Source organism: Chromobacterium sp. CCUG 30098 (assembly GCF_059916605.1).
In genome coordinates this window covers 1,109,558-1,130,275 of the sequence record NZ_JAUCGS010000001.1, presented here as the reverse complement: position 1 = coordinate 1,130,275, position 20,718 = coordinate 1,109,558, and the positions used below count along the sequence as shown (strand labels likewise).

18 protein-coding genes are annotated in these 20,718 nt (G+C 66.7%); 10 read left to right on the top strand and 8 right to left on the bottom strand.

The annotated features are described in order from the left end of the window. Positions 1–55: 55 nt before the first annotated feature. The 8 genes from QUG03_RS05290 to dusA form a co-directional block, all read right to left on the bottom strand. A complete protein-coding gene (locus tag QUG03_RS05290; protein ID WP_227104759.1) occupies positions 56–484 on the bottom strand; it encodes a DUF2147 domain-containing protein in 429 nt (142 codons plus the stop codon). Positions 485–671: 187 nt separating this feature from the next. Further along, a complete protein-coding gene (locus QUG03_RS05285) occupies positions 672–1,508 on the bottom strand; it encodes a PhzF family phenazine biosynthesis protein (RefSeq protein WP_500819587.1) in 837 nt (278 codons plus the stop codon). After that, positions 1,505–1,963, bottom strand: coding sequence for a DUF4124 domain-containing protein (locus QUG03_RS05280; protein WP_500819586.1), 459 nt, complete (start codon positions 1,961–1,963; stop codon positions 1,505–1,507). Before QUG03_RS05280 ends, QUG03_RS05285 begins: the two co-directional genes overlap by 4 nt. Before the next feature lie 241 nt (positions 1,964–2,204). Next, positions 2,205–2,585, bottom strand: a complete 381-nt coding sequence (locus QUG03_RS05275; RefSeq protein WP_043642167.1) for a RidA family protein — start codon at positions 2,583–2,585, stop codon at positions 2,205–2,207. Next, entirely contained in the window at positions 2,585–3,793 is a 1,209-nt protein-coding gene (gene hemW / locus QUG03_RS05270) for a radical SAM family heme chaperone HemW (RefSeq protein ID WP_227104765.1), read from the bottom strand. Before hemW ends, QUG03_RS05275 begins: the two co-directional genes overlap by 1 nt. 58 nt (positions 3,794–3,851) lie before the next feature. Continuing rightward, complete coding sequence (rdgB, locus tag QUG03_RS05265; RefSeq protein ID WP_107800416.1) at positions 3,852–4,445, bottom strand: RdgB/HAM1 family non-canonical purine NTP pyrophosphatase; 594 nt, start codon at positions 4,443–4,445, stop codon at positions 3,852–3,854. A gap of 346 nt (positions 4,446–4,791) precedes the next feature. Next, positions 4,792–5,862: an ABC transporter substrate-binding protein gene (locus tag QUG03_RS05260; RefSeq protein WP_474454385.1), complete on the bottom strand. Its 1,071-nt coding sequence runs from the start codon at positions 5,860–5,862 to the stop codon at positions 4,792–4,794. Between the two features lie 318 nt (positions 5,863–6,180). Next, positions 6,181–7,185 (bottom strand): tRNA dihydrouridine(20/20a) synthase DusA, encoded by a 1,005-nt coding sequence (gene dusA, locus QUG03_RS05255; protein WP_500819585.1) that lies wholly within the window; start codon positions 7,183–7,185, stop codon positions 6,181–6,183. A gap of 474 nt (positions 7,186–7,659) precedes the next feature. On the opposite strand from dusA, the gene QUG03_RS05250 reads away from it, so the two are divergent. From QUG03_RS05250 to QUG03_RS05205, 10 genes are all read left to right on the top strand, one after another. Continuing rightward, on the top strand, positions 7,660–9,687 hold the full coding sequence (locus QUG03_RS05250) for a glycoside hydrolase family 3 protein (RefSeq protein WP_500819584.1): 2,028 nt from the start codon (positions 7,660–7,662) through the stop codon (positions 9,685–9,687). A gap of 156 nt (positions 9,688–9,843) precedes the next feature. After that, positions 9,844–10,605: an AraC family transcriptional regulator gene (locus QUG03_RS05245; RefSeq protein WP_048415427.1), complete on the top strand. Its 762-nt coding sequence runs from the start codon at positions 9,844–9,846 to the stop codon at positions 10,603–10,605. A gap of 155 nt (positions 10,606–10,760) precedes the next feature. Next, positions 10,761–11,717 carry a DMT family transporter gene (locus QUG03_RS05240; RefSeq protein WP_500819583.1) on the top strand — a complete coding sequence of 319 codons (957 nt, stop codon included), beginning with the start codon at positions 10,761–10,763 and terminating at the stop codon, positions 11,715–11,717. 44 nt (positions 11,718–11,761) lie between these two features. After that, on the top strand, positions 11,762–12,583 hold the full coding sequence (locus QUG03_RS05235; protein ID WP_374420307.1) for a beta-keto acid cleavage family enzyme: 822 nt from the start codon (positions 11,762–11,764) through the stop codon (positions 12,581–12,583). A gap of 159 nt (positions 12,584–12,742) precedes the next feature. After that, positions 12,743–13,411, top strand: a complete 669-nt coding sequence (locus QUG03_RS05230) for an alpha/beta hydrolase (RefSeq protein WP_048415425.1) — start codon at positions 12,743–12,745, stop codon at positions 13,409–13,411. Between the two features lie 12 nt (positions 13,412–13,423). Beyond that, positions 13,424–14,626: a 3-oxoadipyl-CoA thiolase gene (gene pcaF / locus QUG03_RS05225; RefSeq protein ID WP_500819582.1), complete on the top strand. Its 1,203-nt coding sequence runs from the start codon at positions 13,424–13,426 to the stop codon at positions 14,624–14,626. Positions 14,627–14,678: 52 nt separating this feature from the next. After that, positions 14,679–15,890 (top strand): 8-amino-7-oxononanoate synthase family protein, encoded by a 1,212-nt coding sequence (locus QUG03_RS05220; protein ID WP_048415423.1) that lies wholly within the window; start codon positions 14,679–14,681, stop codon positions 15,888–15,890. Further along, positions 15,883–17,094: an MFS transporter gene (locus QUG03_RS05215; RefSeq protein ID WP_500819581.1), complete on the top strand. Its 1,212-nt coding sequence runs from the start codon at positions 15,883–15,885 to the stop codon at positions 17,092–17,094. Before QUG03_RS05220 ends, QUG03_RS05215 begins: the two co-directional genes overlap by 8 nt. A 17-nt stretch (positions 17,095–17,111) precedes the next feature. Further along, positions 17,112–18,716 carry a carboxyl transferase domain-containing protein gene (locus tag QUG03_RS05210; protein ID WP_048415422.1) on the top strand — a complete coding sequence of 535 codons (1,605 nt, stop codon included), beginning with the start codon at positions 17,112–17,114 and terminating at the stop codon, positions 18,714–18,716. Positions 18,717–18,721: 5 nt separating this feature from the next. Next, on the top strand, positions 18,722–20,686 hold the full coding sequence (locus tag QUG03_RS05205) for an ATP-binding protein (protein ID WP_500819580.1): 1,965 nt from the start codon (positions 18,722–18,724) through the stop codon (positions 20,684–20,686). Positions 20,687–20,718: the final 32 nt, after the last annotated feature.

The window sequence follows — 20,718 nt, the reverse complement described above, 5'->3', positions numbered from 1 at the left end:
GGAAGCTGTTCGCGCTTCCGCCTTGCTCACGCGCGCCGCGTCGCGGCCCTTGCGCTTACTGCCGCTCCCACACCTGGGACCGGAAGAAGGGGCCGATGTAGCCGCGCACGCGCAGCTTCTTGCCGTCTTCGATCAGCTTGGCGCCGGAGGTGTAGATCTTGCCGGACTTGGGATCCAGGATTTTGCCGCTGCCCCACTCCGCGCCGTCCTTCTTCAGGCCCCACAGGATTTGCATGCCGTTGACCGGCTTGCCTTTGCGGTCCCCTTCGCACTTGTCGCACACCGCTTCCGGGTTGGCGAACAGCTTGATGATCTTGCCGTTCAGCTCGCCGCCGGCGCTTTCGGTGATCTGCACCAGGGCCTTGGCCTGCTTGGTTTCGTCGTCTATCGTCTTCCAGACGCCGGCGGCGCTGTCGGCCAGCGCCATATGGCTGAACAGGCCCAGCGCGGACGCCAGGCAGGCGGCTTTGGCGAATTTGCTCATCTTGATTTCCTCGCGAATCGGACCGCGAGGCCGCGCCGCGAACGGGCGGCCGCAGCGGCCTTTTAATTATCTGAACGCCGCCCCGGAACCGCCGGCACGCCGAAAAGAAACGTTGGTTTGGAGCAGCGGCTCTAGGATGCCAACAGCCAATGCCGACGTCAAGAATGGAAACGAGGGACGATGAAACTCACAGGGATATCTCGCCGCGGCCTATCCGCAACACCCGCCCGCCCACCAGGATATCGCCCGCGGCGTCCACTTGCAGATGCAGCACATTGGGCCGCGCCAGCGCCGCGCCCTGCTCCACCCGCCACTGCAAGGGCCCCAGGCCGTTGAGCGCGCACCAGCCGCCCAGATTGGCGCAGGCCGATCCGGTGCCCGGGTCTTCCAGCACCGCGCCCTGCTGTTCGAAAAACAGCCGCACGGTGGCGACGCCGCCGTCCTCGTGCCACAGATAGGCGACGCTGCGCCCCGGCCTCAAGGTGGCGCCGCGCAACAGCAAGGCGTGCACCGGGCGGGCGCGCAGCACCGCGCCGGCGCTGGCGGCGCGGATCAGCAATTGTTCGCTGCCGGTGTCCACCCATGTCGGCTCCAGCGCGATGTCCTCCTCGTCCAGCCCCAGCATCGCCGCGGTCTGGCCGCGGCTGAGGCCGGCGTCGCGCGCGCTTGGCGGATTCGCCCGCAAGGTGTAAACGCCGTCGCTGTGGAGGATGGGGATCAGGCCGGCGTTGGTGCGCAACTGAAAGCGGGAATCCAGTTCGCCGCGCCAGTGCAGCACCGCCGCCGCGCCCAGGGTGGGATGGCCGGCGAAGGGCAGCTCCTGGCTGGGCGTGAAGATGCGCAAGCGCGCCGCCGCTTCGCCGTCCGGAAACAGGAATACGGTTTCCGACAGATTCATCTGTCTGGCCAAGAGCTGCATCTCGCGCTCGTCCAGCCCGCTGGCGTCGGTGAACACCGCCAGCGGATTGCCGCCGAAGCGCTCCTCGGCGAACACATTGACCAATTCGAACGAATACCCGCTCATGCCCCCTCCTGGAATCGATGACACGCCGCCGCGGCCAGTTTCTCTTCCACGCCGGCCAAGCGCTCGGCCAGGGATTTCCTGGCCGGCGCCGCCGCCGCGGACTGCCGCAAGCGCCGTTGCTGAAGCTCCAGACCATGACAGCGGCGGCGCGCTTTGTCCAGTTCCCGCGCCTGCGCGCGTTCGTCGCGGCGTCGCTGCGCCTGGCGCCTCCTGGCCTCGCGCGCCTCGTCGGCGGCCCAGCGCCGGCCTTGGTCCTGGTGCTTGGCCGCCTCGCGGCGCTGGCGCTCGTCTTGCTCCACCACATTGAGCGGCGGCGGCTGGAAGGTTTCCGCCGCGCCGCCGTCGGCGCAAGCCCGATCACTGTAGGCCAGCCGGCCGTCCGCGCTCCGACATTTGTAAACCTGGGCCCAGGCCAGACCCGGCAGCAATAGCAATAGCGCGATCCGGACTCTCATGCGACCTCCGCGACGAAGATGGGGGACACGGATAGTTAACATGAAAAAAGGCGGCCTGGGCCGCCTTGTGGTCTGACATTTGGAGCAGTCGGTGCTCCGAGCCTGTTCAAAGTCTCGCGAGCAAGGGCGAAACAAGGCGAAAACGAGCGAAAAAGCGGAATGTACTCGTGGTACATGAGCATTTTGAGCTGGTACTCACCGTGCAAGGCTGCACGAAGCGCAGCAGACTTTGAACAGGTTCTCAGAGTACCAGAACCGCTTCCGCCTCCACCAGCACGCCCTTGGGCAGGCTGGCCACGCCGACGGCGGCGCGCGCCGGGAAGGGCTGGCTGAAGTACTGGCCCATGATTTCGTTGAAGGTGGCGAAATTGGACAGGTCGGTCAGATAGGCGTTGAGCTTGACGATCTGGTCCAGGCTGCCGCCGGCGGCTTCGCACACGGCCTTCATGTTCTTGAACACTTGATGGGTTTCAGCGGCGAAACCGCCTTCCACCACGTTCATGGTGGCCGGGTCCAGCGGGATCTGGCCGGACAGGTAAACGGTGTTGCCGGCTTTCACGGCTTGCGAGTAAGCGCCGATGGCGGCCGGAGCCTTGTCGGTGTGGATGATTTCCTTAGCCATTATTCATCTCCTTCTTTCAGGAACAGGGTTAATAAATCATTGAGGAAACGCTGGCCCTTGAGCGTGGGCCGCAACATCACGGCGTCGCGCGCGATCAGGCCTTGCGCCTCGGCTTGCGTCAAGGCGGATTGTATGACGGACAGCGGCAGGCCGGTGCGCTCCTGGAACAGGCGCAATTCGAAGCCTTCGGTCAGCCGCAACAGATTCATCATGAATTCGAAGGGCAGTTCGCTCCGCCCCACCTTGCGGCTGTTTTGCAGGGGCTTGCCCTCGGCCACCGCCTGCAGGTAGGCGGCCGGCTGCTTGTAGCGCATCTGGCGCACGATGCCGGCATGGCTGCTGATCTTGCCGTGGGCGCCGGCGCCGATGCCGATATAGTCGCCGAACTGCCAGTAGTTGAGATTGTGGCGCGCGCGGCGGCCCGGCCGCGCGAAGGCCGAGGTCTCGTAATGTTCGAAGCCGGCGGCGGCGAGCCGGGCTTCTATCGCCTCCTGCATGTCGGCGGAGACTTCGTCGTCCGGCAGATTGCGCGGCGTCTCCACGGCGAACAGGGTGTTGGGTTCTATCGTCAGATGGTAGGCGGACAGATGGGTGATGCCGTAGGACAGCGCGGTGTCCAGATCGGCCAGCGCTTCGTCCAGGGTCTGCCCCGGCAGCGCGTACATCAGGTCCAGATTGACGTTGTCGAAGTGGCTCAGCGCGATGTCGATGGCGCGACGCGCTTCCTCGCCGTCGTGAATGCGGCCCAGCGCCTGCAAATGCGCCGGCTTGAAGCTCTGGATGCCGATGGACAGCCGGTTGATGCCGGCCTCGCGGTAGCCGCGGAAACGCTCGGCCTCGAAGGTGCCGGGATTGGCCTCCATGGTGATTTCCGCGTCCGGCTGCAGCCGCATGCGCGCGCGCACGCCGGCCAGCAGCGCGTCCATCGCCTGAGGCGAGAACAGGCTGGGAGTGCCGCCGCCCATGAAGATGCTGCTCAGCGGACGGCCCCAGACCTCGGGCAGGCTGAATTCCAGATCGCGCAGCAAGGCGTCGACATAGGCCATCTCGTCGAAGCCGCTCTTGGGCTCGTGCGAGTTGAAGTCGCAATACGGGCATTTGCGCACGCACCACGGGAAGTGGATGTAGAGCGACAGCGGCGGCAGCTCTTTCAAGCCGACTTGACCGCCCAGCCCAAGCGCGGACAGCGAAATCTTGCTCACCTGCACGTCGCGGCTCCTTGCGGCTCCAGCCGCGCCGGCCGGGCGCTGAACGAAGGGACCCGCTTCATGCCAGCGCGCGCAGCTTGGCCAGCAGCGCTTGCAGCGCCTGGCCGCGGTGGCTGACGCGGTTTTTCTCCGCCGCGTCCATCTCCGCCACGCTACAGCCGTGCTGCGGCAGCCAGAAATGCGGGTCGTAGCCGAAGCCGCCGGCGCCGGCCGCCTCGTCGCGCACTTCGCCGAACCACATGCCGTCCGCCACCAGCGGCTGCGGATCGTCGGCGTGGCGCACCAAGACCAGCACGCAGTAATACCAGGCGCGGCGATTGGCCTCGCCCTGCAGCGCCGCCACCAGCTTGGCGTTGTTGGCGGCGTCGGACTTGGGTTCGCCGGCGTAGCGGGCCGAGTACACGCCCGGCGCGCCGGACAGCGCCTCGACGCAGATGCCGGAGTCGTCGGCCAACGCGGGCAAGCCGCTCACGCGGCTGGCGTGACGCGCTTTTTCCAGCGCGTTTTCCAGGAAGGTGTGGTGCGGTTCCGGGCATTCCGGCACTTGCAGTTCCACCTGCGGAATCACTTGTATGCCCAGCGGCGCCATCAGCGCGGCGAATTCCTTCAACTTGCCGGCGTTGTTGCTGGCCATCACTAATTTGTCGAACATGAGAACTCCATCGAATGCGACGCAGCCCCGACGACGCCGGGGCTGCGGACATAAGTATAAGAACTTATTCAAAGTCTAGCGAGCTAGAGCGAGACAAGGCGAAAACCGCTGAGAAAGCGGAATGTACACGGGGTACATGAGCATTTCGAAGCCGTTTTCAACGCCGTATCGCCGACGCGCAGCAGACTTTGCTCAAATGCTAAGAGCCTGTTCAAAGTCTAGCGAGCTAGAGCGAGACAAGGCGAAAACCACTGAGAAAGCGGAATGTACACGTGGTACATGAGCATTTCGAAGCGGTTTTCAACGCCGTATCGCCGACGCGCAGCAGACTTTGCTCAAAACAAGCTTAACGGCTGACCTTCACTTCCGTCCACATCCGCGCCAGCGAGCGCCGCTCCGCCGGCGTCAGTTCACGCAGCACCGTCCATTTTTTCACGGTGTCCGGCGTCGGATCGATCACCGGATGGGTTTTCAAGTCCGCGCGGAAAAAGGGCGCGGCGGTCTTGACCGGATTGGTGGCGCCGTTGAGGTTGGTCAATTGGGCGGCGTTCTTGCCGTCCAGCATGAAGTTGATGAACTGATGCGCCAGGTCCGGGCGTTTGGCGCTGGCCAGCACCGCCATGGTGTCCACGCCCAGCTCATTGCCTTCCTTCTGCGCCACATTGGCGATGCGGAAGCGGCGCTTGGCCTGGCGCGCGTCCTCGGCGGCCTGGAAGAACTCGGTGGAGTAGCCCAGCGACACCCAGATATTGCCCACCGCCAGCTCTTTCAGATAACTGGCGTTGGAGAAAGTGGCCCAGTAGGGCTTGGCCTGCTTGATCACCGCCTGCGCCGCGCGATAATCGGCCTGGCTGGCGGTGTTGGGGTTCTTGCCCAGGTAGAACAGCGCGGCGGCGAACACCTCGCGCGAGCTGTCCAGCACCGTGACCTTGCCCTTGATCTTCTGCAGCACCTTGGGATCGAAGATCACCGACCAGCTGTGCGGGTCGATGCCCAGTTTCTGCAGACGCTCCGCATTGTAGCCGACCGAAGTCAGCGACAGCACCGTGGGCACGGTGTAGCGGTTGCCCGGATCGTAGCTTTGGGACAAATAGGCCGGGTCGACATTCTTCAGATTCGGCAATTTGGCGTGATCCAGCGGCCGCAGCAGCTTCTGCTTGCTCATCGCCTCGATCACGAAGCTGGACGGAAACACCATATCGTAGCCCTTGGCCCCGGCCGCCAGCTTGGCCAGCATTTCCTCATTGTCGCCGTAGTAATTCTGCACCACGCGGCAATCACAGCTTTTCTCGAACTGGCGGAGGATGGCGTCCGACAAGGAGCCGCTCCAGTTATAGATGTGCAAGACGTCCTTGGGTCCGGCCCAGACGGCGGACGACAGGATGGAGGACAATAGGACAAGCTTCAGCGGTTTCAATTCAGATTCACCTCCAGACGGCCATGACCAGCATGGCGAACAGAAAAGGCGGCAAGCCGCCATGGCGGGCTCCCCCTTGGGAAGTCCCGCGACTTGGAACCTGTTCACGATCCGCAGCGCTTCGCGGGAGCTGACGCGGCGTCGAGACGCTCTTGCGCCACCCGCGGCTTCCGCCTTGTCTCGCGCTTGCTCCTTGGATCGTCAACACGTTCTTAATATGGCGGCGTCGGGCCCTGCCTCAGCAAGAACAGCGCTCTCGCCTTGCTACAGCAGACTCCGGCGCCGCGAATCCGTTCCTGGCCGCGGCGGCCAGGCGGTTTATTCCGCGCGGCGGGCGGTGCCCAGCGTCGCTTCCAGCGCCTGTTGCAACAGGCGCTCGTCGGCGCCGTCCAGCAGTTTGGCGTCGGACAACATGCGCCGCCAGTTGCGCGCGCCGGGAATCCCCTGGAACAGGCCCAGGATGTGGCGGGCGATATTGCGCGTCTTGTGGCCCTCGCTCAGCCGCGCCGCCACATAGGGCATCATCGCGGCCACCACCTGCTCGCGCTCCGGCGCGGCGGCGGCGCCGTAGTAGCGCTGATCCCAATCCGCCATCAGCCAGGGATTGTGGTAGGCCTCGCGCCCCACCATCACGCCGTCGACATGGCGCAGATGCTCGTCGATCTCGGCCGGGCTCTTGACCCCGCCGTTGATCAGGATCTCCAGATCCGGACGCTCCCGCTTAAGCCGGTAGACGTAATCGTACTTCAAGGGCGGGATTTCGCGGTTTTCCTTGGGGCTCAGGCCCTTGAGGATGGCGTTGCGCGCGTGCACGATGAAGGTGCGGCAGCCGGCGTCCGCCACCTGGCCGACGAAGTCGCTCAGATAATCGTAATGCTCGATGCGGTCGATGCCGATGCGGTGTTTGACCGTCACGTCGATGGACACCGCGTCGCGCATCGCCTTGACGCAGTCGGCCACCAATTGCGGCTCGGCCATCAGACAGGCGCCGAAAGCGCCCTTCTGCACCCGCTCCGACGGACAGCCCACGTTCAGATTGACCTCGTCGTAGCCCCATTCCGCCGCCAGCCTGGCGCAACGCGCCAGTTCCGCCGGCTCGCTGCCGCCCAGTTGCAAGGCCAGCGGGTGCTCCGCTTCGTCGAAACGCAGATGGCGCTCGACGTCGCCGTGCAGCAGCGCGCCGGTGGTGACCATCTCGGTGTACAGCCAGGCCTGCCGGGTGATCTGGCGCGCGAAATAGCGGTAGTGGCGGTCGGTCCAGTCCAGCATCGGCGCCACCGACAGTCGGCGCGCCGGCAGCCCGCCGCCGCTCTCCTTAGCCATAGAATGCTTCACCCCGCCGTCCTGCATCGTATTCATATCCACCCGAAACCAAATCGTCGCCCAGCGCCGGCGGCAAACCGGCCCGCAAGCGCGCTAAGCGTTTGAAAAAAGGCATGAATTATCCTCCCGCAGCCGAGCAAGGGTCAAGTATTTAGACAAAAACGCCGAGCAATCAAGGGGATGCGGCGCTTGCGGCGCGACGATTCGCCGCCGCAGGCAACTTTTTCAGAAATTGAATTTCATAAGCTTTAGCCTCGGCGGCCTCTGCTTCGCCCCGAACGCTCCCTGGCAGGGGCGTCCGGCGCGGCCACTCAATTCCAACTAAAACAATTCACAAATGAATATATTCACAAAAAGAGAACCCAGCCCCGCTGCTGTCCGCGGGTCCGGCCCTAGCGCCGGACCCACGTCAAAAGCGGCAAGGCGGGCCTGCCCGTCATTCCGGATGTTTCCACTTCACCACAAGGTTGAGCCATGTCCAAACCCCACTTCCCGCGCCTGCCGGCGCTGATGCTGTTGCCGGCGCTGCTAAGCGGCTGCCTGGAGCAGCCCAGCGTCGAACAGCAAGCCGCGCGCATCGTCGAACAAATGAGCACCCGCGAGAAAATCGGCCAGAAAATCATGATGGCCTTCCGCTACTGGTGCCCTGACGATCAACCCGCCTGCACCGCCGGCATGACCGAACTGCCGGACGCGGCCAGCCGCGCGCTGCGCGACAACGCCATCGGCGGGGTGATCCTGTTCGCCAATAATCTGAGCGATTTGGCGCAAACCCGCCGGCTGTCCGAGCAGATCCGTCGGGCGCGGCCGCAGAACAGCCCGGTCGGCCTGCTGATCGGCTCGGATCAGGAGGGCGGCAACGTCTTCCGCCTGCCGCGCCCGCTGGCCACCAGCTTTCCCGGCAATATGGCCTTGGGCGCCGCCTATCAGGCGACGCGGGACAGCGGCCTGGCCCGCGACTCCGGCCGGGTGCTGGCCGCCGAGATCCGCGCCGTCGGCTTCAACGTCAACTTCGCGCCGGACGTGGACGTCAACAGCAATCCGCTCAACCCGGTGATCAATGTCCGCGCCTACGGCGACGACCCGGCCACCATCAGCCTGCTGGGACAGGCCACCACTCAAGGCATGCGCGAACAAGGGGTGATCGGCTCCTTCAAGCACTTCCCCGGCCACGGCGACACCGCCACCGACTCCCACTACGGCCTGCCGGTGGTCAATAAATCGCGCGCCGACGCCTACGCCATCGACCTGGCGCCCTACCGCCAGGCCATCGCCTCCGGCCAGGCGCCGGAGATGATCATGACCGCCCACATCCAGTATCCGGCGCTGGACAGCAGCCTGATCACCGCCCGCAACGGCGAACGCATGATCGCGCCGGCGACGATGTCGCGCAAAATCCAGCACGATCTGCTTCGCGGCGAGATGCGCTACCAGGGCGTCACCGTCACCGACGCGCTGGACATGAAGGGCATCAGCGATTTCTTCGAGCAGGCCGACGCGGTGATCAAGGTGTTCCAGGCCGACGTCGACATCGCGCTGATGCCCACCGAGTTCCGAACCGCCGCTCAGGCCGGCCGGCTGCGCCAGCTGATAGACCAGGTGGCCGCCGCGGTGGCGGACGGCCGGATCAACCGCGCCGAGCTGGACCGCTCGGCGCGGCGCATCGTGGCGATGAAGCTGCGCAACGAGGTCACCCCGGCCGGCGAGGCCAAGCCGCTGCCGGAACTGAGCACCATAGGCGGCGCGGAGCATCGCGCGGTGGAAGCTAAAATCACCCGGCAATCCATCACCCTGCTGCGCAATCAGGGCGCGGCGCTGCCGCTGCGCTCGCCCAGCCAGCGCATCTTCATCCTGACGCCCTGGGGCGAACAGGCCGAGGCGATGCGCCGCCGCTTCGATGAGAAGGGCTATCGCCAAGTCAGCGGCGCCAAGCTGAGCGCCACGTCGTGGGACGCGCAGAAGCAGGCGATCGATCAGGCCGACGTGGTCGTCATCGGCACCCTGGCCACCGGCGTCAGCCCGGTGGAGCGCAACGGCGACCCCAACGCGCCGGCCTTCGCGCCGCGATTGAAGCGCAGCCTGCCGCCGGAACCGTTCCCGGTCTCGAGCAATGGCTCCCTGGTCTTCAATGTGGCGGAAGACCTGCCCGCGCCGCAAACCCGTTTCGCCCGCAGCCTGTCCGCGCCGCCGCTCAGCGAGGCGCAGCAAATGCGCAATGCGATGGAATACGCCAAGCGGCAAGGCAAGAAGCTGATCCACGTGACCCTGCGCGCGCCTTACGACGTGATCAATTACGACGATCTGGCCGACGCCACGCTGGCCACCTACTCCTACTACGGCTATGAGAACGGCCTGCGCGGCCCGTCGATGCCGGCGCTGGTGGACGTGATGCTGGGCGCGAACCCGCCCGGCGGCAAACTGCCGGTGGCCATCCACGCGCTGGATGAAAACGGCCAGCCGGGCGCGTTGCGTTACGCGCGCGGGTTTGGGCTGAGTTTCTAAGTCCGGTTCACGGCGCCAAAGAACCGGGCCCGCACGCGGGCCTGGTCAGCGAACTTCATATCGAAGCCGACAAATTTATACTGTATGAATATTTTGTGCGCTGCAGTATCATTTCTTGCGTTGAACCGGACTACCCTCAAACAAGAAAGCAAGCGCATGGCCATAGAATCTAATGACGCCCTGCCGGACTTCGCCGCGTGGAGCATGTCCAAGGACTTTCCCAGCGGCCATCAAATCGGCCGCCACCAACACCGCGAAGGCCAGTTGATTTTCGCCGTTTCCGGCGTGATGGAGCTGTCCACCGCCGACGGCCTGTGGCTGGTGCCGCCTCAGCGCGGCGTCTGGATGCCGCCCGCGGTGGAACACAGCATGCGCGCCCGCGGCACGGTGTCGCTGCGCACGCTGTACATCCAGTCTCCCCACTACCTGGCGCAGTTGCCGCTTTGCTCCAGGGCCATCGCCATTTCGCCGCTGATGCGGGAACTCATCATCCGCCTGATGCGCACTCGCGGCATTCCGCACGCGGACCAGAAGGAAGGCCGCTTGCTGGACTTGCTGATAGACGAAATCGAATGGTCTAACGAGACCGCCCTGCCGCTGCCGCCGCTGGGCGACCCGCGCTTGCAGCGCGTGTGCGCGGCGATTCTGGCCAATCCCGGCGACCGCCGCGGCCTGAACGAATGGGCGGAGCTGGTCGGCGCCTCCAGTCGCACGCTGGCGCGGCTGTTCCAGCAGGAGCTGGGGGTGTCCTATCTGTACTGGCGTCAGCAGGTGTGCGCGATGTCGGCGCTGCCGCGGCTGGGCGCCGGCGAGCCGGTGACCCTGATCGCCTCCGACCTGGGCTATGAAACGCCCGGCGCCTTCTCCGCCATGTTCCGCCGCATCATGAACGCGGCGCCCAGCCAGTACTTCTCCTGAGCTCGGGCCGGCTCCCTGGCCGGCCTCTCCTCCGCCCCGCCCGTCCGCGCGCCGACACGGTTTTGTCGCAGCGCAGCATGATTGTCCGTTTTGAAGCAGTAATTGTCCGCTTGCAAGAAGCCTGAACCAAACCGTTTCAATATGATAAATGGCTATTGAAACCGCTGTCTGGCCAGGTGACCATGTCCCATCCAAGCTATAACGCCAAACGCTACTGGCTGCTGATTCTGGCCGCTACCTTTCTGTTCGGCTCCACCTTTCCCACTTCCAAGATCGTGCTGTCGGAAATGCCGCCCCTGTGGGCCGCGGTGGCGCGCTTCACCGCCGCCGCCGCCGGCATCGTGCCCATTTTGCTGTGGCAGCGCTTCCGCTATCCGCGCGCCTTCGTCCGCCCGCGCCCCTGGGGCGTGCTGGCGCTGATCGGGCTGCTGCAGACCGCCGGCTCGATGGGCTTTCTCAATATCGGGCTGCGCAGCACCACCCCGGCCAAGGCCGCCATCCTGATGGCCTGCACTCCGCTGATCGTCGCCCTGATGTCGCGGCTGGCGCTGAAGGAAAAAATCCATCCGCTGGCCGCCGTCGGCCTGGCCCTGGCCTTCTTCGGCGTCGCCGTCTGCATAGGCTTGAACAAGCTGGACGGCTTCGGCGCCGGCGACGCGCTGGTGCTGTGCGGCGCGGCCTGCTGGGCGGCGTCCACGCTGGTGATCAAGGGCAGCCGCATCGTGATCAACGTCTGGGCGCTGACTTTCTGGCAAATGCTGGTGGGCTCGGCCTGCCTGGCGCTGCTGGCCTGGGCCGGCGGAGAAATCCCGACGCCGCCGCACAGCCAGCGGGTGCTGGCCGCCTTCCTGTGGCTGGCGCTGCCGGCCACCACCGGCGCGATGGCGCTGTGGTTCATGGCGCTGGACCTGGGCGGCGCGGTGCGCACCAGCGGTTTCCTGTTTCTGTCCCCGCTGTTCGCCACCCTGATTTCCTTCGCCGCCTTCGGCTATTCGCTGTCGCTGCATGAATTGATCGGCGGCGTGCTGATCGGCGTCGGCATTTATCTGGTGTCCAAGCGCCCGGACGCCGCCGCGCAGTCGCAAACCGCGCCCGTCGGCGACAAGATCTGAACACCGCAGCTTTTTCCTCTTTCATTCACATGAGCGTTCCCACCATGCAAAAACTCATCATCACCGCCGCCGTCAACGGCGGCATCACCAGCCGCCAGAAACATCCGGGCGTGCCGTTTTCGCCGGAAGAAATCGCCCAGGCCGCCTATGAATGCTGGAACGCCGGCGCTTCGGTGGTCCACATCCACGCCCGCAACCCTGACGGCACCCCCAGCTACGACGCGGACATCTACGGCGATATCGTCCGTCGCATCCGCGAGCGCTGCGACATCCTGATCAATCTGAGCACCTCCGGCCTCAACCTGCCGCCGCAGCTGGAGAAGAAGGAAGCCTGGAACCATCTGCCCTTCCGTCCGGACATCGCCTCCTTCAACTGCGGCTCGGTCAACCACGGCAGCAAGCCCTTCATCAATCCGCCGGAGCTGGCGCGCGCGCTGGCGCTGGACATCCGCGAATACCGCGCCAAGCCGGAGATCGAGGTTTACCACCAGGGCATCATCGGCGAAGCGCTGAAGCTGCAGGAAGACGGCTATCTGAGCGGCCCGCTGTGCTTCAGCTTCGCCATGGGCATACAGGGCGGCGCGGCCGCCACTTGCAAGAACCTGCTGCATTTCGTCGAAAGCATTCCGCAGGACAGCGTGTGGTCGGCACTGGGCATAGGCAAACACCAGCTGGCGATCAATCTGCACACCCTGCTGCTGGGCGGCCATGTGCGCACCGGCCTGGAAGACAACGTCTATTACCGCTACGGCGAACTGGCCCGCGACAACGCCCAATTGGTGGAGCGCCTGGCGCGCCTGGCCGGCGAAGTCGGCCGCGAGATCGCCTCTCCCGCCGAAGCCAAGCAGATTCTGGGCATCCACTAAGAACATGTTTACGTTCTCGCGAGCAAGAGCGAGACAAGGCGAAAACGGCTGAAGAAGCGGAGTGAGCATACGGTGCATGAGCATTCTGAAGACGGTTTCAACGCCGTATCGCCGACGCGCAGCAGATCGTAACGCCAAGCCATTCAAAGGACACACTATATGAGCACGATCGATCCCAATCCGCACAAAGAACAGGGCCTGGAAATCTACGGCGCGCCGCTGAACCAGGCCAAACTCGCCGTGGTGTTGCTGCACGGCCGCCGCCAGAGCGCCCAGGACGCCTACAAGAACGGAGAGGCCATCGGCCTGGCCGACGTCGCCTACATCCTGCCCAGCGCCAAGGACCGCACCTGGTATCCGCACAGCTTCATGGCGCCGCTGGACAGCAATCAGCCCTCGCTGGACCAGGCGCTGGATTGCGTCGCCGCCACCATAGAAGAGCTGCGCGGCTACGGCTTCGCCGACCGCCAAATCGTGCTGATGGGCTTCTCCCAGGGCGCTTGCCTGGCCGCCGAGTACATCTATCGCCGCCCCGGCCCGATAGGCGGGCTGATCGCCTTCTCCGGTGGCCTGTTCGGCCCCGACGAGGCCGCCTGGGGCGCGCCGTCCGCGGCGCTGGACTTCCCGGCCTTCTTCGGCACCAGCGACAGCGACAGCTGGATGCCGCTGGAGCGCATCGAGCGCAGCGCCGACGCCTTCCGCCGCGCCGGTGCCGAGGTGGATTTCCGCGTTTACCCGGACATGCCCCACCACGTCTGCGCCGACGAGATCGACGCCGCGCGCGATCTGCTGTCCGCGCTGCTGCAACCGCAAACCAGCCTGAGCTGAAAGGAGACCGCGATGACCGACGCCTTCATCTGCGACGCCGTGCGCACCCCCATCGGCCGCTTCGGCGGCGCCCTGTCCGGCGTGCGCGCCGACGATCTGGCCGCGGCGCCGCTGCGCGCGCTGCTGGAACGCAATCCGGGCCTGGACCCGGCGGCAATCGACGAAGTGATCCTGGGCTGCGCCAATCAGGCCGGCGAGGACAACCGCAACGTGGCCCGCATGAGCCTGCTGCTGGCCGGCTATCCGGAAAGCACCCCGGGCCTGACGGTGAACCGCCTGTGCGCGTCCGGCCTGGACGCGGTGGCGCTGGCGGCGCGCGCAATCAAATCCGGCGAGGCCGAGCTGCTGATCGCCGGCGGCGTGGAGTCCATGTCGCGCGCGCCCTTCGTGATGCCGAAATCGGAAAAGGCCTTTGGCCGCGACATGCAGATCTACGACACCACCATAGGCTGGCGCTTCGTCAATCCGGCGATGGAGAAGCAATACGGCGTGGACACCATGCCGGCCACGGCGGAAAACGTGGCGCGGGAATTCGGCGTCAGCCGCCAGGATCAGGACGCCTTCGCGCTGCGCAGCCAGCAGCGCTACTTCGCCGCGCTGGAAACCGGCGCCTTCGCCGAGGAGATCGTGCCGGTGGCGATTCCGCGCCGCAAGCAGGACCCGCTGATCGTCAGCCGCGACGAGCACCCGCGCCAGACTTCGCTGGAGGATCTGGCCAAGCTCAAGGCGCTGTTCGGCCCGGAGTCCAGCATCACCGCCGGCAACGCCTCCGGCGTCAACGACGGCGCGGCGGCGATGATCGTCGCCTCGGCCGCGGCGGCGCAACGCCACGGCCTGCGTCCGCGCGCGCGGGTGCTGACTTCGGCCAGCTCCGGCATCGCGCCGCGCATCATGGGCGCGGGCCCGATCGAGGCCAGCCGCAAGGCGCTGCGCCAAGCCGGCCTCGGCATCGAGGACATCGACGTCATCGAACTGAACGAAGCCTTCGCCGCCCAGGCGCTGGCGGTCACCCGCGCGCTGGGCCTGCCGGACGACAGCGAACGGGTGAACCCCAAGGGCGGCGCCATCGCGCTGGGCCACCCGCTGGGGATGAGCGGCAGCCGACTGGTGTTGACCGCCGCCGCGCAATTGCAGGCCAGCGGCAAGCGCTACGCGCTGTGCACCATGTGCGTGGGCGTTGGGCAGGGCGTGGCCCTGATTCTGGAACGGGTATAGGCCGGACGGGGCGGCCATCGCGGCCGCCGCCAAACCATACGAGGGGGGAAACATGCATCAACACGCCAATATCAAAAAAGCCATCCAGTTGAGCAACAGCTTCTGGGACATCACCACCCAGGCCGGCATGGCCAATATCGTCACCCGCAACCTGGGCGACGGCCGTCACGAGGCGGTGTCCAACGGCCGGCGCTTCGTCAATATGTCGTCCTATTCCTATCTGGGCCTGGACTCGCACCCGGACATCCTGCAAGCGGCGGCGGACGCGGTGCTGAACACCGGCTCGCTGAACACCTCGATTTCGCGCATCCGCGTGCAGTTCGACATCCTGCAGCAGGCGGAGGACGCGCTGGCGGAACTGGTGGACGCGGAAACGCTGACCGTGCCGTCCTGCGCCGCGGCCGCCGCGGCCGCCCTGCCCCTGCTGGCCTCCGGCGCGCTGACCGAAAACGTGCCTCCCTTGATGGTGTTCGACAAGAACGCCCACTTCTGCCTGAACATGATGAAGCCGATCTGCGCCGACGAGGCCGAGATCCAGACCATACGCCACAATGATCTGAACGCGCTGGAAGATCTGTGCAAAACCCATGCGCGCGTGGCCTACGTCGCCGACGGGGTCTACAGCACCGGCGGCATGGCCCCGGTGCCGGAGCTGCTGGCGCTGCAGGACAAATACGGCCTGTTCCTGTTCTTCGACGAAGCCCACGGTCTGTCCACGCTGGGCCGCCATGGCCGCGGCCTGGTGCTGGAAACCATGGGCGGCATCAATGAGCGCACCTTGATCGTCACCTCGCTGAACAAGGGCTTCGGCGCGTCCGGCGGCGCCATCTTCCTGGGCCCGCGCCACGACGCGGAGCGCCGCAAGCTGGCCACCCGCTTCGGCGGCCCGGTGACCTGGTCGCAGCGCATCAACACCGCCGGCCTGGGCGCCATCATCCAGTCCGCGGCCATTCACCGCTCCGAGGAGCTGCCGCGGCTGCAACAGCGGCTGCAAGACAATATCCGCCTGTTCGACCAACACGTGGCCTCGGACAACAGCGGCGAGCCGCTGCCCATCCGCTTCGTCTCCATCGGCTCGGAGGAAAACACCATTTTCTACGCCAAGAGCTTGCTGGAAGACGGTTTCTACACCTCGCCCATCTTCTTCCCGGTAATCGCCAAGGGCCGCGCCGGCCTGCGCATCATGATCCGCGCCAATATGACGACTCAGGAGATCGAACGCTTCGCCGCCTGCCTCAATCAGCTGCGAGCCGCTCATGAATGAGAAAACCCTGAGCGCTCCGCAAACGGCGCTGGCGCAGCCGGCCGGCCGGCTGATGGCGCTGGCCTGCCTGATCGTGTTCATGGCGCAGATGGCCACCACCGTGTATCTGCCGTCGCTGCCGGCGGTGATGCGGGAGCTGGCGATGAGCCAGAGCCTGGTGGAGATGTCGATTTCCGGCTATGTGGTGGGCGCGGCCTTGCCGGTGCTGTTCTGGGGCTCGGCGGCCGACCGCTGGGGCCGGCGCGGTCCGCTGCTGATGTCGCTGGCGCTGTTCGTCGTCTGCAGCCTGTTGCTCGCCTTCGTCTCCAGCGCCGTCGAGCTGCTGGCGCTGCGGGTGGCGCAAGGCATCGCCGGCGGCGGCGCGGCCATCATCGCCCGCATCATCGTGCGCGACCACTGGCGCGGCGACGATCTGGCGCGCAAATTGTCCGTGCTCTCCATCGCCTTCATCACCGCGCTGGGCGGCGGCCAGTTCATCGGCGGCCTGATCGGCAAATACAGCCACTGGGAAGCCGGCTTCGCCTTGATGGCGGCCACCGGCGCCGCGGCGGCGCTGCTGACCATGGGCCTGCCGCTGCAAGCCGGCCGCCCGGCCGCCGCGGCCTCCGGCCCCAGCCCGTACTGGTGCATCCTGCGCCGCCCCGGCTTCCTGTGGCCGGCCTGCGCCGGCGGTCTGGGCTTCGCCACCACGGTGACTCTGCAAGAGGTCAGCCCCTTTGTGTTTCAGGAGCACTTCGGCCTGGAAGTGGCCGGCTTCGGCAACGTCGGCCTGTTGATCGGCCTGTCCTACTTCAGCGGCGCCATGGTGGTGAACCGCCTGGTGGCTCGCGTGGGCGGGCTGCGGCTGATGCGCGCCGGCGCGGCGCTGCTGGCCGCGGCCACGCTGGCCATGCTGCTGGGCTGGCATCTGGGCCTGCTGGAGCGCCTGCCCGGCCTGTGGCTGTTCATCGGCCTCTACTGCCTGACCATTTTCGGACAGGCGGTGCTGTTTCCCAACAGCATGGCCACCGCCGTCAGCGACGCCAAGGAACACGGCGCGCACGCGATGGCGCTGTGCGGCTTCCTGCAACAGGGGCTGGCCGGCATCGCCGCCACCGGCTCGGTGCTGCTGCATCACGACGGCACCTGGACGCTGGCGGTGGCCGCCCTGGGCCTGTTGACCCTGTCCCAAGTGCTGTTCAAGGTGCGCGCGCGCGCCGCCTGAATCGAGGAAGCTTATTCATGTCCCGTATCGAATCCCGCGTTCCCGCCTCGGGCGAGGCGTTTGAACGCAATGTCGAAGCCTACCGCCAGCTGCGCGAGCGCATCGCCGCCGCCCGCGACGCCGCCGTGCAAGGCGGCGGCCCGGAGGCGCGCGCCAAACAGGCGGCCAAGGGCAAGCTGTCGCCGCGCGAGCGCTTGTCGCTGCTGCTGGACCCCGGCACGCCCTTTCTGGAGATCGGCCAACTGGCCGCCCACGAGGTTTACGACCACGCGGTGCCTTGCGCCGGCATCGTCACCGGCATCGGCATCGTCGCCGGCCACGCGGTGGCGGTGTTCGCCAACGACGCCTCGGTCAAAGGCGGCACCTATTACCCGCTGACGCTGCGCAAGCATCTGCGCACCCAGCAGATCGCCCGCGAACAAGGCCTGCCCTGCCTGTATCTGGTGGATTCCGGCGGGGTCTACCTGCCCTTGCAGGAAGAAATCTTCCCGGACGAGCAGCACTTCGGCCGCATTTTCCGCAATATCGCCGAAATGTCGGCGCTGGGCCTGCCGCAGATCTCGGCGGTGCTCGGCTCCTGCACCGCCGGCGGCGCCTATATCCCGGCGATGAGCGACGAGACCATCATCGTGCGCGGCAACGGCTCCATCTTTCTGGGCGGCCCGCAACTGGTGCGCGCCGCCACCGGGGTGATCGTGGATGCGGAAACCCTGGGCGGCGCCGACGTGCATACCCGCGACAGCGGGGTGGCCGACCACTACGCGCTCAGCGACGAGCACGCGCTGCGGCTGATGCGCGACATCGTGGCGCGGCGAGGCAGCGGCCGGCAATACGCGCCGCCGCAAGCACCGCGGCCGCCGCGTTACGACCCGGCGGAGCTGGCCGGCATCGTCAGCGCCAACCCGCGCGAAGCGATTCCGGCGCGGGAAATCCTGGCCCGGCTGCTGGACGACTCCGCCTTCGCCGAATACCGCGCCCGTTTCGGCGCCACCATTCTGTGCGGCACCGGCCACATCGGCGGCTATCCGGTGGGCGTGCTGATCAACGACGGCGTGCTGTTCTCGGAGAGCGCGCAAAAAGCGGCCAACTTCATCGAACTGTGCGCGCAGCGCGGCATTCCGCTGCTGTTCCTGCACAATATCAACGGCTTCATGGTGGGCGCGGAATACGAGGCCGGCGGCATCGCCAAGCACGGAGCCAAGATGGTCAACGCCGCCTCCTGCGCCCGCGTGCCCAAATTCAGCATCCTGATCGGCGGCAGCTACGGCGCCGGCAATCTGGCCATGTGCGGCCGCGCCATCGGCCCGCAGTTGATGGCGATGTGGCCCAACGCCAAGACCACGGTGGTGGGTGGCGAACAGGCGGCGACGGTGCTGGCGCTGATCCGCGCCGAGCAACTGGAGAAACAGGGCAAGGCCTGGACGCCGGAAGAAGAGGAAAGCTTCAAGCGCCCGATCCGCGACGCCTACGAACGCCAGGGCCAGGCGCTGTACGTGGCCTCGCGCATGTGGGTGGACGCCATCGTCGATCCGGCCCAGACCCGCGAATGGCTGGCGCTCAGCCTGGCGCTGGCCGCCGCCGCCCCCGTCCAAGACACCCGCTTCGGCGTTTTCAGGATGTAAACACCATGTTCAAACGAATTTTGATCGCCAACCGCGGCGAGATCGCGCGCCGCATCGCCCGCAGCTGCCGGCGGCTCGGCATCGAGCATGTCGCCGTCTACTCCAGCGCCGACGCCGACGCCGCGCATCTGGAAGGCGCCGCGGAACTGCGCTGGATAGGCGAGGCCCCGGCCAGCGCCAGCTATCTGAACGGCGAGGCCATCATCGCCGCGGCGCTGGCCAGCGGCTGCGAGGCTATCCATCCCGGCTACGGCTTTCTGTCGGAAAACGCCGACTTCGCCCGCGCGGTGGCCGCCGCCGGCCTGGTCTTCATCGGCCCGGACGCCGACACCATAGCCCAGATGGGCGACAAGGCGCGCGCGCGCCAGTTGATGGCGGCGGCCGGCGTGCCGGTGACGCCGGGTTCGGCCGAGGCCACCGAATCCTACGGCCTGATTCTGGAGAGCTGCGCCGAGATCGGCTATCCGGTCATTCTCAAGCCGGTGGCCGGCGGCGGCGGCAAGGGCATGCAGGTGGTGTGGGAAGAAGCCGCGCTGCGCGAGGCGGTGGACGCCGCGGTGCGCGTCGGCCGCTCCAGCTTCGGCGACGGCCGGCTGCTGGTGGAGCGCTACATCGCGCGGCCGCGTCACCTGGAAGTGCAGGTGTTCGGCGACCGCCACGGCAATGTGGTGCATCTGTTCGAGCGCGAATGCTCCTTGCAGCGCCGCCACCAGAAAATCATCGAGGAGGCGCCGGCCTGCGCGATGCCGGCCGCCACCCGCGCCGCGCTGCTGGACACCGCGGTGCGCGGCGCCGCGGCCATCGGCTACCTCAACGCCGGCACTTTTGAATTCATCCTGGCGCCGGACGGCCAGTTCTATTTCCTGGAGGTGAACACCCGCTTGCAGGTGGAGCACCCGGTCACCGAGGCCGTCACCGGCCTGGACCTGGTGGAATGGCAGCTGCGCGTGGCCGCCGGCGAAGCCCTGCCGCTGCGCCAAGAGGAGATCCGCGCCGACGGCCACGCCATCGAATGCCGGATTTACGCCGAAGACCCGCTGCGCGAGTTCGCGCCCATGCCGGGCAAGGCGCTGCTGGCGCGCTGGCCGCAAGCCTGCCGCGTGGACGCGGCCTTCGACGGCGACGGCGGCGAGGTGCCGGCCTTCTACGATCCGATGTTGGCCAAGCTGATCGCCCACGGCGGCAGCCGCGGCGCGGCGCTGGACGCGTTGCAGGCCGCCGTGCGCGACACCGCGCTGCCGGGCCTGAGCAACAATCTGGGCTTCATCGACCGGCTGCTGCGCGAACCGCGGGTGCGGGCCGGCCAGCTGGACACTCATCTGGTCGACCAGCTCGCCGCCGCGCCGGAAGCCGCGCCGCAGGCCGAAGCCGTCGCTTGCGCAGCCGCCGTCGCGCTGGCCCTGGCCTGCGTCGAAACGTCTTCCCCTTGGCAGGGCGGCGTCGGCCCTCACGACCGCGCCACGCTGGACCCGGACGCGCCCTTGGGCCGGCTGAGCTATCGCGCCGGCGCCGCGCGCTGGCAGGCGCGGCTGCTGGAGCGCTCCGGCGCCCATGCCCGCGTGGCGGTGGCGGAGCGCAGCCTGCAAGTGAGGCTGCGCCGCGACGGCGAGTTGTGGAGCGGCGAGGTGGACGGCTTGCGCTGGAACGCCCTGCCCTGCGGCGACGATATCGAGCTGACGGTGGGCGGCCATAGGCTGCGCTTGCAGGCGGAGCAACCGGAAACGGCCGAGGCGGACGCCGACGCCGGCCAACGGGTGGCCTCGCCGATGCCGGGCACGGTGGTGGCGCTGCCGGTGGCCGTCGAGCAGCGGGTGGAAGCCAATCAGGTGCTGGCCGTCGTCGAAGCGATGAAGATGGAAAACCGGATCTACGCGCCGCGCGCCGGCGTGGTCAGCGCGCTGCACTGCCGGGTGGGCGACATCGTCGCCGCCGATCAGTTGTTGGTCAGCGTCGCGGCCGACGAGGCTTGATCCGTCTCCGGCGGCGACCATGAAAAAAGCGC